Source organism: Streptococcus oralis subsp. dentisani, from assembly GCF_002096615.1.
GTDB classification, from domain to species: Bacteria; Bacillota; Bacilli; order Lactobacillales; family Streptococcaceae; genus Streptococcus; species Streptococcus oralis_U.
Genome location: NZ_NCUX01000026.1, coordinates 28,710 through 43,610 on the forward strand (window position 1 = coordinate 28,710; position 14,901 = coordinate 43,610).

Annotated in this window: 13 protein-coding genes and 2 pseudogenes; all 15 read right to left on the bottom strand. The window is 38.8% G+C overall.

What is annotated here, in order from left to right:
- Window positions 1–5: 5 nt before the first annotated feature.
- Window positions 6–671 (bottom strand): hypothetical protein, encoded by a 666-nt coding sequence (locus B7708_RS00980; RefSeq protein WP_084973083.1) that lies wholly within the window; start codon window positions 669–671, stop codon window positions 6–8.
- Between the two features lie 57 nt (window positions 672–728).
- Window positions 729–1,193 (bottom strand): hypothetical protein, encoded by a 465-nt coding sequence (locus B7708_RS00985; RefSeq protein ID WP_084973085.1) that lies wholly within the window; start codon window positions 1,191–1,193, stop codon window positions 729–731.
- A gap of 7 nt (window positions 1,194–1,200) precedes the next feature.
- Window positions 1,201–1,869, bottom strand: coding sequence for a hypothetical protein (locus B7708_RS00990; RefSeq protein ID WP_084973087.1), 669 nt, complete (start codon window positions 1,867–1,869; stop codon window positions 1,201–1,203).
- A gap of 63 nt (window positions 1,870–1,932) precedes the next feature.
- Window positions 1,933–3,498, bottom strand: a pseudogene (locus B7708_RS00995) (FtsK/SpoIIIE domain-containing protein); the annotation flags it as partial.
- Between the two features lie 344 nt (window positions 3,499–3,842).
- Window positions 3,843–4,053 (bottom strand): annotated as a pseudogene (locus tag B7708_RS01000) (hypothetical protein).
- Between the two features lie 146 nt (window positions 4,054–4,199).
- A complete protein-coding gene (locus B7708_RS01005; RefSeq protein ID WP_084973091.1) occupies window positions 4,200–4,700 on the bottom strand; it encodes a DUF3592 domain-containing protein in 501 nt (166 codons plus the stop codon).
- 39 nt (window positions 4,701–4,739) lie between these two features.
- The gene (locus B7708_RS01010) at window positions 4,740–5,147 is read right to left on the bottom strand and encodes a YwqH-like family protein (protein WP_084973092.1); all 408 of its coding nucleotides are present in this window, start codon (window positions 5,145–5,147) and stop codon (window positions 4,740–4,742) included.
- Between the two features lie 50 nt (window positions 5,148–5,197).
- Window positions 5,198–5,614, bottom strand: a complete 417-nt coding sequence (locus tag B7708_RS01015) for a hypothetical protein (RefSeq protein ID WP_084973094.1) — start codon at window positions 5,612–5,614, stop codon at window positions 5,198–5,200.
- A gap of 10 nt (window positions 5,615–5,624) precedes the next feature.
- A complete protein-coding gene (locus B7708_RS01020; RefSeq protein WP_084973096.1) occupies window positions 5,625–6,149 on the bottom strand; it encodes a hypothetical protein in 525 nt (174 codons plus the stop codon).
- Between the two features lie 27 nt (window positions 6,150–6,176).
- Window positions 6,177–7,553: a T7SS effector LXG polymorphic toxin gene (locus tag B7708_RS01025; RefSeq protein ID WP_084973098.1), complete on the bottom strand. Its 1,377-nt coding sequence runs from the start codon at window positions 7,551–7,553 to the stop codon at window positions 6,177–6,179.
- Window positions 7,553–7,843, bottom strand: a complete 291-nt coding sequence (locus tag B7708_RS01030; protein WP_084973100.1) for a DUF5344 family protein — start codon at window positions 7,841–7,843, stop codon at window positions 7,553–7,555. The genes B7708_RS01025 and B7708_RS01030 overlap by 1 nt, the downstream gene beginning before the upstream one ends.
- Entirely contained in the window at window positions 7,824–8,927 is a 1,104-nt protein-coding gene (locus B7708_RS01035) for a hypothetical protein (protein WP_084973102.1), read from the bottom strand. Before B7708_RS01035 ends, B7708_RS01030 begins: the two co-directional genes overlap by 20 nt.
- Window positions 8,920–13,341, bottom strand: a complete 4,422-nt coding sequence (gene essC, locus B7708_RS01040) for a type VII secretion protein EssC (RefSeq protein ID WP_084973104.1) — start codon at window positions 13,339–13,341, stop codon at window positions 8,920–8,922. The genes B7708_RS01035 and essC overlap by 8 nt, the downstream gene beginning before the upstream one ends.
- Before the next feature lie 21 nt (window positions 13,342–13,362).
- Window positions 13,363–14,634 (bottom strand): type VII secretion protein EssB, encoded by a 1,272-nt coding sequence (essB, locus tag B7708_RS01045; RefSeq protein ID WP_084973106.1) that lies wholly within the window; start codon window positions 14,632–14,634, stop codon window positions 13,363–13,365.
- On the bottom strand, window positions 14,635–14,874 hold the full coding sequence (locus B7708_RS01050) for an EsaB/YukD family protein (RefSeq protein ID WP_000434882.1): 240 nt from the start codon (window positions 14,872–14,874) through the stop codon (window positions 14,635–14,637).
- Window positions 14,875–14,901: the final 27 nt, after the last annotated feature.

Sequence of the window (14,901 nt, forward strand, 5' to 3'; positions counted from 1 at the left end):
TACTCCTATTTTTTAGATAAAATTAAATCTATTTCTACTGTTTTTTCTTGAGCTTTTATCTGAATTGTGATTCCATAAATGTCTCCACCAGAGTAATATAATCTAATCTGACAGGCTGTATCCTCGGGTAAATCATACTTGTTTTTTAGATTTTTAAATAGTTCAGATTGGTTTTCTGGCTGATAGATGATATCACGAAGTTCTGTTTCTGCACTCTTGAATGTTTCTTTTATATCTAAAGAAGCGAAATGATCTCTCTTAACAACTAAATTGAAAATTTCCTCATCAAATAAAGGATTTATATCCGACTCATAATTTAACTTCCCATTAGAATATGTAACAGAAACAGTCTCTTTAGTTTCACCCATGGTTATTGTATAATTACCTTTTATATCCGATTGAGTAGTATCTAAATCCACTTTATATTCCTTGACTTCATTCCCATTTCTAACATAAATATTATTTTTATAAGCTTCTAACCCATTAAAATCCTTCTTGTCTTGCTCTAAAAATTTAAACATAGGTTCAAAGGTTTTTTCAAATTCGTACTGTTCTTTTGTCCTGTTTTTGGGAATGGTTTCACCACCTAAATTGCACCCAGTCAATGTTGTTGCTGTCATAAGTATAACTCCTCCTATCAGTAACCATAAAATTATTTTTATTTTTTTCATCTTTCTTTACTCCGCGATTATCATGTTCAACATTGATACGTAATAGCTTTCAGTGTTTCAGGAGAGGACCTGTCTTTCTAATGCCACTCTCCCGCTCTGAAACACTCCGTAAGAGTGACCAGTAGTTGTGCTAATATAACGGCCACTCGCTTCTACTCTATCATAGAAATCAAGTGCTGGTTTATTCTTTTCTTTCAGGTACAAAGTATCATTTAATCCAATCGCTGCATCTACATTTATATCCTTATGACCATCAGCCTCCATGTTGGTTCCAGCGTATGAGATATAGGTCTCCTTTGTTAGTTCATCGTAAACAGCAATAGCAGCAACACCCGAATCTGGATCGTACATTTTGTCTACGATTTCATATCTATCTATACCGGCATTACGCAAAACATCCTTTACCACTGTTTCGGGATCGCCCTCTATTGCTCCCGTATATGCTTTCTCATAATCGTACACAGCATCCGATAATACCGCAGACATTTCAACTCGACGATTACTCTTTTCAATTCCGTTCATGTAAACCTCATTCTTTTTCAAAAATAACGCTACTAATTTGTACAATCTTTTGATTAGATTTTAGTTGAATAGTTACTCTATATATCGTTGAGCTGGAATGATTTACTAACACTATACATGTTGTTTCCTCTGGTAAATCATATTTGCTTTTTAGATGTTTATAGAGGTCGGAGTGATTCTCTGGCTGGTAAATAATTTCACGAAGCTCTGTTTCCGCACTCTTAAAAGTCTCCTTTACATCTAAAGAAGTAAAGAAATCTCTTTGTATCACTAAATTAAGAATTTCTTCATCATATAAAGGAGTTACCTCCGACCCATAATTTAACTTCCCATTAGAGTAAGTAACTGGAACAGTTTCTTTATCGTCGCCAATTGTTATTGTATAATCACCTTTAATATCAGCTTGATTAATATCTAAGTCCACTTCGTATTTTTTAACTTCAGCTTGATTTTTTATATAAACTCTACTAGTGTATGCCTTTAATCCCGTAAAGTCCTTCTTGTCTTGTTCTAAAAATTTAAACATAGGCTCAAACGTTTTTTCAAATTCGTACTGTTTCTTTGTCCTGTTTTTGGGAATGGTTTCACCACCTAAATTGCATCCAGTCAATGTTGTTGCTGTCATAAGTATAACTCCTCCTATCAGTAACCATAAAATTATTTTTATTTTTTTCATCTTTCTTTACTCCGTGATTATAATGTTCAATATTGAACTGTGATTGTACCTTTAATCAATCATTTAGCGCATCAATGCCTTGATCTTAATGTATGTACTCTCACAAACAAAATAATGAACTTGCTTTTCTAACATAGTCTCTCTTAGAGGTTTCTTTGCGACGGGTACAATGGTTTGGTCATTGAGCCTCATGCTAATCAAAGCTTGTTTGAAGCCTTTTGCTAGACGCAATGGAGCCTCTATATTACGAGAAATACTTTGGTTCGTAATAACAATTGAAGCATAGCCTGCTAGTAAACCTTGTTTAAAGATAAACTCTAGTCTCTTTTGTGCCACAGGTGTTAAATTCCCAATTATTTCCGTGATATTATAAAGAATGATGGTAACTACATGTTCCTTTAATCCCTCTTGATTTCGCTTATGAATTTCCGATTCAAGAAGCTCTAGCCTATTTTCGATGTTTTGTATTTCATTCTCATAAATGACTTCTTCCCCAAATCTTTCAAGATTGAGTTTAGAAAATTGCGGTGCCAAGACGATGACTTTCTGTTTCCCTTTAACAATGTGTTTCACCAAGGCCGTCATCTGCTCTTCTTTATCTGTTAAATAGAGAAGATTGCCTTTAGCCAGGTTCCAAGTAACAGGCTCAACTGTCTCCATGTCCAGTCCCAGCGGTACGAGACCTTGCTCATAGGTAGCCTGTACACTTGCTCGACCATAGAAGTCCGCCTCCGTCAACTCCTCTGGCACCATCGGGATGGCACTTGGGCGTTGTCCTGTCCAAGCTTCTTGGAGGGAAGCCACTTCCTGGCGCAGATTGTTGAGGACTTGAGTGTCATTAGATCCAGAGACTGGGAGAGCTAACTGGATAACATCCACCTCTTCACGTTTCATGAGTGCACGGCCCTTGATGTCCTCCATGGTCATGGCAAGGGGCGTAGAGCCCACGATTGCCCGCACCTCGCTCACATCATTCTGTGGCAGGCTCAACTGGTGCTTGAAGTTCGAGTAGAGCTGAGCCCGAAGGTTGGACTGTCGACCCGCTGTCATCAAGAGATGCACTCCGATGCTGAGACCTTCACGAGAGATGCGCACCAAGAGTTTAAAGAGTTCTGCCTCATAAGCCTCCTCCTTGATGGCCTCATAGCTGTCTAAGAGAATAACAATAGCCGGCTCCTGCTGATCACTAGCCTCTCGGTAAAGCTCTAAAGTCCCTACACCATAGTCCGCAAGGAGTTTCTTACGACGGTTGAGTTCGCGCTCCATGATCCGCACAAACTTAGAGATCTTCTCCGTTTGGTCCAGAAGCATGGTATCCGCTACCTGTGGAAGCTTAGATAATGGAGCCAAACCATTGGTCCCAAAGTCCATCAAGTACATGGTAAGGTCCTTGGGACTGAACTTTCTCGCCAAGTCCATGGCTGCGGTTTGAAGGAAGGTAGTCTTCCCTGTACCCGGACTTCCGTAAAGAAGGACATGCCCATCCTTAGAGAGGTTGATAGAGACGGCTTCCTGCTTCTGGGCTTGCGGGATATCCGCCATCCCAAGTAGGAAGGAAAGGGATTTCTCTTCTTCCCAAGCAACCGCTGGCTGCACTTCTTCCAGCTCCTCTAGCGCGATGCGCTCCTTGTCATAATCTGCTGGAAAATGATCCAAGTAGAAGTCCGTCTCTTTCAAAACTCCCTCTTCCATGACCAGTTGGCCCGTATTGCGGTCCTTGATATTGATCACTGTCTGGATATTCTCAGACAAGGAACTCATCATATCCTCTACAAAGATGAGCGAGTAGCCCAGATCCGTTATTTTATTTTTTTGTAAATAGCAGAGCAGATAAATAAGCGAAAAATATAGAATTTTCAAGGTACTAGAAAGAAAATGTTCTTGTTCTATTATATCATAGTAGGAACGAGACAGGAGAAAATAAGAGAAAGGTCTGAGACCAATGATCCCAAACCTAATGTCTGCTCTATAGATTATTTCTTTTTCTTGCTATCTTCATAGAGACTGGGCACAAACACTTTTGTCACCATGGCCGTCAAGAAGCGAACCCCTCCCACTGCCAGACCAAAAATAGGCGCCAAAGCGCGGAAGAAAATTCCTCCGCAAAAATAAACAAAGCAGACCTGTAATCACAAAGATGGCCAACCCCTGCACCACAACCACCAATAATATTTTCTTCATCATTCCCTCGACTTTCTATAGACTATTATAGCATACGGGGAAGGTTAGGGCAGAATCTGGTAACTTTTGGAGAATAGCTAGATAGAGGAATGAGGTGAAAAAGAAAACCACCTGAATTGATGATTCAGGTGGGGGAAATAATTAACTTCTCAAATTAAATAAACAAATGTAAATAACACTATCAATAATAGATATACCAATAAGAAAATGATCATTTGTATTCTTAAGATTCTATCATGTCCTGGATATCTTTCAACAAACCCCTGTTGAGGCTTTTGAGGATTATACCACACTGACATTTTAGAACCAACAGGAAATATTTTTTTCAAATTTAATACATGATATGGACTTCTAATATATTTTGTATCTAATACTTCAGCCTTAGCTTTTCTTGAAGTTGTAGTTTCATAAGTTGAATAAGATAAACGTTTTTCATAAATTTTGCCATCTGCCACGTATTCAACAACTGGTAAAGCGGCTAAATCTGAACCATTTAAATAGCTATATCTAACTACTCTGCCAACAACTTTTGTTGTTGCATATTTCTGAATATTTTTCTCCCTTCTATAAAATAAAAAATATATCAAAAAAAGCAAAGCAAAAAAAGCAGTGAGAATTAGGATTATTTGAATATATACCTCTTTTATCATTTATAATCACCTAATATTAAAATACGTTTGACATTAAAATTAATTAAACCATTTCTCTATAGTTCCAAGAATATTATTAATCATTGAGGCTAAATGTCCAAGAAGTCCATCTAGTTCATAAATTTTATTTTCGTATTCATTCATTTTATCAATAAGGCGATCCATATTAGTATCAATGGCAGTAATTGTTTTATTTAATTCCTTTTCCACAAGATTACCAACAGGTTGCTTAAACTGAGTTTTATAAAGATTTCCTGTCCAATCGTTACTATCTTCATTTTTCAGTGTGTTTAACGATGTCTTTTCATTATTAAAATCGTTTTTTAACTTTGATAATTCATCATAAATTTTTTTAATTTCTTGAACCTTTGCTACATAACCTGCTTTTTGCTGCTCCACTGAAGCAGCTTGCGACTGTAATGCAGCTATTTGACTTTGTTTAGACATTATTAATTACCCTTTCAGCTATATAAATTCTATCAACTCTTAAAAATTAACTAGGCAATAATTTTGATTTCCATTTTGCGAGAATCACTCATTTGATTAATAATTTCTTGTTGTTCAGGAGTGATTTCTAACATCATGAGAGTAGCCTGATTTATTCCTAAGTCGCCCCTACTGTTATGATTATAAAAAATGGGTTGTCGATTAAAAACCTTTTGTCCACTATACGACCAACTCAAGCAAAAACTCAAGTCACTATCAACAATCGTAGAAGTTCTATTTATCAATAAAAATACAGCATATTCTTTTTCATCAAAGGTATAAGTTGCTCCAGTATAATTCATACTGATTTTTCCTTCTACTCCTATAGACGGATGCTCATGAATAAGTTTTTCAACAAAATCAATTAATTCCTTTGAATAACCATCTTCAACCTTAGGTCTAACCAAACTAACTTTAATACCAGTCATTAGATACTCCTTACTCAACACTTAAATTTGAAATTTCTAATTCCATTTTCTTTGGATCATTCATTTTATCTATAATATCTTTTTGCTCTGACGTGATTTCTAACATCATAATTGCTACCTGATCAGTCTCCAAATCACCTCTATTGTTATGATTATAAAGAACCTTTTGTTTTTCAAAAACTACTTGACCGTCATATGACCAACTTAAATCAAAACTAATACTGCGGTCTACAGTTTGAAGACTCCGGTTTGAAAATAAAAACACGGCATATTCTTTTCCTTCCAAAGTATAAGTAGCATCTGCGTAGTTCATACTGACTTTATCATCTTCGCCCATTGATGGATGTTTATCAATAACTTGCTTAACATGATTAATTAGTTCTTCAGTATAACCTTCATTTTTAGAAGGTTCAACAAGAGTTAATTGTCTATCATTATTATTAATAGTAGAACTTTGATTAACCTCATTTCTAACATTTGTACTACTACAACCTGTTAGAATAAAAAGCAGAGCGCAAATAAACAATTTTCTCATGCTCATTTCCTTTCCATACTCAATATTTTACCATAACTTAAATTGAATAGACGGTACCGTAATATCTAAATCTATCCCCAAACCAAGCTGTCCACCTATTTCTATGCGATTAGAATGAATACTAATATGTTTATTTATATCAGCTACTTTTTCACGAGTATACATTAACTTTGCACTCCCCCCCGCACCTACTTTAGGTTTCATCCCAAGTGAAAACAATCTCTTTTGTTCGTCCCCCTTACCTATTTTTGCATTAAGAGGATCTAATTCAACAGAAGCACTTACGTTATAAAAAGACGCGCTCCCTGAAAATCCAAACTGAGTTTTCTTTTCAGAATCGTAAAGCGCCATTGTTCCATCTGCACTTGGACCTTTTGCAGAAGCCTTTGCAGTAACGAGATTGGCAACTTTAGCAGTTGCTTCTGCAGACGCAACTGCTCCCCCAGCAGAAAGAATCAAACCATTTTTTCCAATTGTCGTACTACCTTTTAGAGACGCTAAGTCAGCTGTTGCAGAAACTGATGCTAAATCTCCTGCGTTAGCATGTAATTCGCCACCAGCAAGCCTTACTTTCCCGTTAGCCTTTAATTCACCGTCTTGTACTTTAATTTCATAATTTCTACTAACGGCGTCAGCACCAGCATATGCATACACATCATTAGAAAAACCGATTGCGTACTGTCCTTCCCAATTAGCAACGCTTCCTGCTCCATATACAAACGGATCTTCTTCCATTTTCTTTTGAAAAACTGAAACTTTCCCTTCAATATACCAAGGCTCGCGCTTTAAATTATCAAATTTACTGTCATCATATTTCCCTGATGGTAGAACATAATTATTCATAACTTGGGAAATATTATTAGAAATATTAGAGAAATAATCCGTCAATCTGCTAACTTTTTGGTATAATTCTTGATCTTTTTGTTGGAAATCTTGATTAACTTTCTTTAATTTTTTTTCAATATCAGCAAATGCTATCGCGATTGCATCAGTATCTGAATTCTCAACAGTAATAAATTTTCCGGCTTTTTTTTCACAAGCTTCAAGAGAAGTAGCATGAGAATCTATATTTTTAGCAATTTTGTTAAGCTCTGATTTTTTGTCATCAACCTTACTATCTAGAACTTTCCCCGTTTCTTCTGATTCAAATTCCAGAAATCCAGATTTTACAGCTTTGATGGAAGATTCGAGATTTTTAACGGCCTCTACAATAAGATATGCTGTGTTCAAGCTATTCGACTTCATAAAAGTTTTAACTGCTTCAGCACCGTCTCCTCTAAAGCTATTTGTTTGGGTCAAAATTTTTAAAGACTTATAAACTTGGTATAACTGTTTCTCCACATTAGAGTAGGTTGTTGAAACTTCTAACTCAATTGTTGCTACTTTAGAATTATCTAGTTTCATTATTTTCCTCCTGTCAATCTTCCTATAAAATCTTTCCCGGCATACTTAGCATCAACTTTCATCCACTCTGCAATAATAATATCCATATTCTTAATGTCTTGTTCTAACAAACCTTTATATGCCTCAATTATTTTGTTGAAGTTTGTCTCAATTTCTTTTATCTTCTGAATTGTCTGCAAGTCTAACCCATCAGTATCTATTGTCAATTTAGCTGTTATACTGTCTTTTGCGCTCTTTAATGATTTGATTTCAGATTTTAACGGCTCTGGATTAATTAGTATCTGTACCATCATACACTCCTTCTTTTTCTACGTTGCAAAACAAGCTGTTTGTTAAAATATTTTCAATAGTATTCCAACATTCTTCTGTTGATTTATTCTTTAAATTTTTATAATAATGAACGTAGTCAATACCAGATATCCACAATGTTACAAACAATTCTGAAAAGAGTCTTGGCATTTGTACTAGCAGATAATCAAATTGCTCTTCCAATTTATTGATATATGAAATGAAATTTTCCTTCAAATAATTAATTCTAACAGAATCTATATTTGAAATTATCATCCCTATATCAGCAGTATCAATAATCATTTGAGGAGAATACTCATGATAAAGTTCATTGATAATTTGATAAGTTAAAAATATATCCTCTAATTTTTCCTTATTATCTGGGTTTGTATGAATTAATAATAGTTTAATAAATTCAGGGGATTTATATATCAATTTTTTAGGAACAATATCCTGTTCAGACAACGGGAGAAAAGCAGATTCTGTAAAGGATGCATTGTCAAAACTTTCTACCTTCTCTCTTAACTGACTTTCTAACTCCTCATCAATTTCTCCTAGTGCATGAACATAAAATTCCATCCCTTTAAATAAATAATTTTGAGCATTTTGGACATCTTCAATGGACAATGCTTCTAAATATTTATGAAATTCATCTTTATTGAATCTCTTGTTTTGTGCAATGAATTCTAACAGAGTCAGTTTTAATGCCGAATTATTATCTATATATTGGGTTCTATAATGTTGTATAAACTCATGTTTTAGTTGATTAAATTCCTCATTGGGAACATAATTGATAACTTTTAACAACTTATCTACACTCTCAATAATTGTTGTTGATGTAGCAACAAGTGAAAAAAAAGTATTTCCTGGATTAACATTTATTTCTATATTTTTATACAGTTGATTTTTAGCAAATTCCTGTTTATAGTATGCCAAAAATATGGACGCTGCTGGGTTTAAATTTAAAACTTCTTCTTTAACCTTATAGAGATTCAGTGAAAAACCAAAATTATAACCAAGCGTTATATAGACTCTATCCTTATCATACTCTTGAACTTGTACAACTATTTTATCATATTTACTCATTATTTTCCTCCATCACTAGCTTAAATTTGTTATATTCTTTATTGTCAACAAAATAGACAACATGCCTGTCTAAATATGCCTCGCTATATTTTACATTAGCCAAAGCCATAATTTTCTGATCATTCAACCTAGTTTCTACAACTGCATAACGCATTTTCTTTACAAAAGTAGAAACGCTGTCACTTTTGCCAGATAACGAAGGAGTTGACATAACCAAATTATAAATTCCAATTTTGGGCCCTTGGGATAAAATATATGAAATTTTCTCAATTAAAGTAGAGTCTTCTTGAACGATATCTCCTATCTCATCCCAAATTATAATAGTAGGAGTTTGCAAAATTTCACCTAAATCAATATTTTCATTAACTAGATTATATATACTATTTATCAGATTCTTTCTTCCTACAAGATTTTCAGGTAACCGGCTTCCACTGTACTCCGATTGATTTTTTGAAACGCTAAAAATATAACTATCGCATTCCTTTTTATATGCATAATTCAAGACGACTTTCATCATATTCACATTTTGATTCTGTTGTTCGAATATATACAATAGATTGCCTTTATTAAAATCCCAAACAATCGGTTCAACATTCTCAATATCTAACCCAATCGGCATATGTCCTTGAGAATAAACTTTTTTTACATTTTCTCTGCTGTAGAAGTCAGTCTCTGTCAACTCCTCCGGCACCATCGGAATGGCACTTGGGCGCTGTCCTGTCCAGGCTTCTTGGAGGGAAGCGACCTCCTGGCGCAGATTATTGAGGACTTGGGTGTCATTGGCTCCAGAGACTGGCAGGGCCAGCTGGATCACATCCACCTCTTCACGCTTCATCAGTGCACGTCCCTTGATGTCTTCCATGGTCATGGCAAGTGGCGTAGAGCCCACAATCGTCCGCACTTCACTCGCATCATTCTGTGGAAGGCTCAACTGGTGCTTGAAGTTCGAGTAGAGCTGAGCCCGAAGATTGGACTGTCGACCCGCTGTCATCAAGAGATGTACTCCGATGCTGAGACCTTCACGAGAGATGCGCACCAAGAGCTTAAAGACCTCCGCCTCATAGGCCTCATCCTTGATGGCCTCATAGCTGTCTAAGAGGAGGACGATAGCCGGCTCCTGCTGACCACTAGCCTGACGGTAGAGTTCCAAGGTCCCAACGCCATAGTCCGCAAGCAGTTTCTTACGGCGGTTGAGTTCTTTCTCCATGATTCGTACAAACTTAGAAATCTTCTCCGTTTGGTCCAAAAGCATGGTATCCGCTACCTGTGGAAGTTTAGACAAGGGAGCCAAACCATTGGTCCCAAAGTCCATCAAATACATGGTAAGGTCCTTGGGACTGAACTTTCTCGCCAAGTCCATGGCTGCGGTTTGAAGGAAGGTCGTCTTTCCTGTACCCGGACTTCCGTAAAGAAGGACATGCCCATCCTTGGAGAGGTTGATAGAGACGGCTTCCTGCTTCTGAGCCTGCGGGATATCTGCCATTCCGAGTAGTACAGAGAGTGGTTTCTCTTGAGCCCAGGCTACTGCTGGCTGCACTTCTTCCAGCTCCTCTAGCGCGATGCGCTCCTTAAGTGGTGGCAACCATGGCTGTGGTACTGGAGGAATCTCTTGTTCCTGACACAGAACTTGGATATGTTCCACAATCGCATCCAACTCTGTCGGAACTTCCTTGATCTCATCCACATCTTCTAAGCCTGATAGATCCTCATTTAAAATCTCATATTGCCCCAATTCATTGATCAGGAAGATGGTATGGTCCTCGATCCCCATATCGTCCTTGTCCGGCTGGTAATCCGCGCCTGACCAGGCTGACTGGAAGAGTTCATAGACCTCATTATTTCCGACTTGTAGATAGGCACGACCCGTCTGGGTAATCTCGGCCGCATCAGGTGTATGAAGCATTTCATTGGAGTCCGAACGATCCGCCACCTTAAGGGCTATCTTGAAGCGTGAGTTGGACCAGATCTGGTCATCGACCACACCCGATGGCTTCTGAGTAGCTAGGATCAAGTGAACCCCGAGGGAACGCCCGACTCGAGCGATAGACACCAGCTCCTTGATAAAGTCGGGCTGGTTAACCTTGAGCTCCGCGAACTCATCTGAGATGAGGAAGAGGTGAGGAAGGGGTTCTGTCGCTTCTCCGTTTTTAAATTTCTTCTGGTATTGATTGATATGGTTGACTTCAAATTCCCCAAAGAGTCGTTCCCGGCGATGGATCTCCGCATTGATCGAAGCCAAGGCCCGCATGGATTGGGCACCATCCAAGTTGGTAATGGTTCCCAAGAGGTGGGGCAGGTTTTTAAAGAGATTGGCCATCCCACCACCCTTGTAGTCAATCAACAAGAAAGCCACATCATGTGGGTGGAAGTTGACAGCGAGGGACAGGATATAGGATTGGATCGTTTCTGACTTCCCTGATCCAGTCGTCCCTGCGATCAAACCATGAGGTCCATGAGCTTTTTCATGGAGGTTGAGCTGAACCAGGTCATCCTTGCCGCGTAACCCAATCGGAACAGCCAAGCTCTTGTAGGGTGCATTCTTTTTCCAACGGCTCGATACTTGCAAGTCCTCGAAGGTCTCTACCCCATACATTTCCATAAAGGTCACAGAATCTGGGATCGAACTCTTAAGGTTTTGGAGGTGATTGAGCGGTGCCAAGGTACGGACAATCCGCTCCTTGTCATAATCTGCTGGAAAATGATCCAAGTGGAAGTCCGTCTCTTTCAAGACTCCTTCTTCCATGACCAGTTGGCCCGTATTACGGTCCTTGATGTTGATGACTGTCTGGATATTCTCAGACAAGGAACTCATCACATCCTCCACAAAGACCAGCGAACAGCCTAATTCCGTCGGATCTTCGGTAAAGAATTCCATGATCACATGGTCCAAAATCAGCTTCTCATCGGTTACTAGAACCACGTAATGGGGATGGAAGAGGGTGCTCTCCTTGTGGGATGCTTCTTCCTTTTGACTACGACGTAGTTTCAAGATTTGGTTCAAGCTATTGAGAACCTGGTCCCGTGTCCGTTGATTGTAGACAAAACCTCGAACATTGAGCTCTTGCAGTTTGGCATGAGGGAGCCAACGCATCCAGGACCATTGCTCTTTTTCCTCTTCCGGCAAGATAGTAATAAACTGCACATCATGATAAGAATGAAAAGTCGCTAGTTGCATCACCAAAAGCTGCAGTTGTTCTAGGACGAGATTTCTAGGTCCAATATACCCAACCGGTCCATGACTAAGGTTTGCCGGAATCGGCATATCTGGAATTTTTTTGTGACGACTATAGAGAGCGTAGCCCTCTTCTTCCAGAGCATCCTTTTTACCGCTGCGCTCTTGTTGACCATATTGCAAGTCATAGCTAGTCGGCATTTTCCCGAGCCCCAAACGATAGTATAAAAAGTCAAAATGCAAGGGAGTTTTTTCGTAAATCCGGTGATTGTAACTCTCAACCAAGTCTGTCAACTCTAATATAGTCGGAAAATGATAGTGCATCCCTTCTTTTTGTTCTCGTTCCAGACGAGTCAATTCCTTGACCTTATCTTTCAGATAAAGACGATAGAGATCGATCCGTTCCTTCTTATCAGCCTTGTACTTTTTACGATTTTTGATAAAACCACGGATAGAAAAAATCATTGTGGTTATGGACATTCCTACTGTCGCAAGAATATAGATACCTCGAGGTTGGACAAGGGTAATGAGGACAGTGACCCCAATCATCATAAGGGGAGGAATGATTAATTTTAAGAGTTCATCACTGGGCTTACTTGGTTCCTGTCCTGGAGGATTGATCAAGATTTTATCCTCACTCCCACGATAGATGATACGTGGTGAACGGTGATAATCTGGATAATCTTCATAAAAGCCATATCGAGATGGTTCTCTCAGAGTCAGTTGTTTCCCAATTTGGGCAGGCCCCTGAACCCATACTTCATCTGGATAGAGCTTTATTGTCACCGCCCCTAGACTCAACTCATCCCCAAAGTGAAGCAGTTGCTGATCCACCTGTTCCAGATGATTATTTCGATAAAATGCGCCTTTTAGTCTATTTAGCATCCATTGATTCTGAGATTTTTGGAGTAAGAGTTCAACATCTTCATCTAGTGTGATCAACGCACCTCTTTGAGAACCGATCTGAAACTCTGATAAATCCAAAAGATCATAAACCCTTGGTTCCCCTTCTCGAAGATAAAAGGCAACCTCGCCCAAACGTAGAGCATCTTTCAATAATCCTGCTTCGTCCTCATACTGATAAAAGACTTCGTCACCGTCAAGCTTGAGCTGAATCGGTCTCTCCTGCTGAGAGAGGTAGACTTGAGCCTTTTCAGTAGCCCCGACCAAGACCGTCTTATCTGCACTCAGTTCTACTTCATAACGCAGACCTTGACTGTAGAAAATGATTTGTTTTTTCATAGTTTCTCTCCTTAGTCTACTTTAATTGCTAGAGGAACTGCTAGGACTAGATTTCTTATCAGATGAAGGTTTGCTTTCAGAAGCCTTTTCTTGAGAATTTGGACTAGTAGATGCATTAGAACTAGAATCACTTGTTAATAGCTCACTTCGGCTATCCCAGTATTTCTTATATTCACTCTCCAAAGTATTCAGTTTACTTTCACGATCTTTTCCTGACAACTTGCCATCTTCCCGAACCTGCTTGATTTCCTGAGTCAAAGCATAGAGAATCAAATCACTGTCATTGATCCGCTTCGCTGTATCAAGGGCATCCTCAAAACGATTACGCCCAACTTGAATCCAATAGGTCAGGTAGAGTTCATCGGACTTGAGGGTGACATTATTCAGGATGACCTTCTTTTGGTCTGAAGAAAATTCCAAACCTTGAATATAAGAGTAGGCCAACTCATACTTTTGCGTATTAGGAAGACTGGAAGGGGAAATCCCTTCTAACTCTGTAATCACACCACTGTAATCCACCTTGATAAAGGCCGTATCTGCCTGCAACATCTTTTCTTTGAAGGGATTTTGGATGAAAATCAGATAGATCAGAGGGACGACTAACAAGACGACACTCGCTGTCAACCAAATCGTCGCAAGCTTAAATACACGATGCCGTCTACTTGGAACCAAGACCAAATCCGCCTGTTCTTTCGCAGATTTCTCTACATAATACCGTTCCAAAATAGCAACTGCTGTTGCAATATCATCTGCCTGACACAGGTCATTTAAAAAGTCTGGCAAGGTCTCTAATTCTAAGGAACCATTGTAAAGGTCCATAAAATCCAAATCACTAAAGAGGGTCACCGCAAAACACTTAGCCTGACGTAAAAAGTCCTCTGAGGAGACTGCTTGAGGAGTCATGAGGCCTGGTACCCCACGATAGGCAATCTTTGCTTGGGCATCCTTTGTGATAAAAAGATTCATCGGATGCAAAAGAAAGGTCACCGGCAAGGCCAAAGCTGCCTCTAAACCAAAGACATTTAAGGCCAAACGAATCCGCTCTGAAATGGTTCGGCTCTTCACTTCTTCATAACGAAGACCATGAGGCTCTAGCTGATACGTAAACGTCACACTATCCTCATCTGCCTCCATGGTCTGTTCCAAAAAGAGCGGATGATGCAAATCCAAAAGCAGGAGCTCCCGCAAATCCTGACTCGCTACATCTGAGCGCTTAAGGCTCAATTGCCAAGTTGTTTCATTTTTTTCATAGATAAATGGCTGCTCGCCAAATACAAATTTTTCCTCAGTCACCTATATCTCCTCTATCTCTACTAAATCTCCTGTCGTCATTGGATAATCCGACAGATACTTACCCTCATCAAGCAACAAGCCCTTATTAACAACTCGTAGTTGATATTTTTTTCGCTTCTTACCTGGATTAAAAATGGTATCCACTTCTCGGATTAATCGACGCACTTCAATCCGACGTGGAATACGAATATCCACATCCCTTTCTTTCAGGCGTAGGGTAATATTGATATGTTGCTCCACTTCTTACATGCCTCCTGTATCTGATTT

What these genes read in the sequence shown, in the direction of transcription:
- B7708_RS01005 (WP_084973091.1), bottom strand. Translation starts at nt 4,700, where the DNA reads ATGATAAAAGAGGTATATATTCAAATAATCCTAATTCTCACTGCTTTT.
- B7708_RS00990 (WP_084973087.1), bottom strand. Translation starts at nt 1,869, where the DNA reads ATGAAAAAAATAAAAATAATTTTATGGTTACTGATAGGAGGAGTTATA.
- B7708_RS00985 (WP_084973085.1), bottom strand. Translation starts at nt 1,193, where the DNA reads ATGAACGGAATTGAAAAGAGTAATCGTCGAGTTGAAATGTCTGCGGTA.
- B7708_RS01025 (WP_084973098.1), bottom strand. Translation starts at nt 7,553, where the DNA reads ATGAAACTAGATAATTCTAAAGTAGCAACAATTGAGTTAGAAGTTTCA.
- B7708_RS01030 (WP_084973100.1), bottom strand. Translation starts at nt 7,843, where the DNA reads ATGGTACAGATACTAATTAATCCAGAGCCGTTAAAATCTGAAATCAAA.
- B7708_RS01015 (WP_084973094.1), bottom strand. Translation starts at nt 5,614, where the DNA reads ATGACTGGTATTAAAGTTAGTTTGGTTAGACCTAAGGTTGAAGATGGT.
- B7708_RS01010 (WP_084973092.1), bottom strand. Translation starts at nt 5,147, where the DNA reads ATGTCTAAACAAAGTCAAATAGCTGCATTACAGTCGCAAGCTGCTTCA.
- essC (WP_084973104.1), bottom strand. Translation starts at nt 13,341, where the DNA reads ATGAAAAAACAAATCATTTTCTACAGTCAAGGTCTGCGTTATGAAGTA.
- B7708_RS01020 (WP_084973096.1), bottom strand. Translation starts at nt 6,149, where the DNA reads ATGAGAAAATTGTTTATTTGCGCTCTGCTTTTTATTCTAACAGGTTGT.
- B7708_RS01035 (WP_084973102.1), bottom strand. Translation starts at nt 8,927, where the DNA reads ATGAGTAAATATGATAAAATAGTTGTACAAGTTCAAGAGTATGATAAG.
- B7708_RS00980 (WP_084973083.1), bottom strand. Translation starts at nt 671, where the DNA reads ATGAAAAAAATAAAAATAATTTTATGGTTACTGATAGGAGGAGTTATA.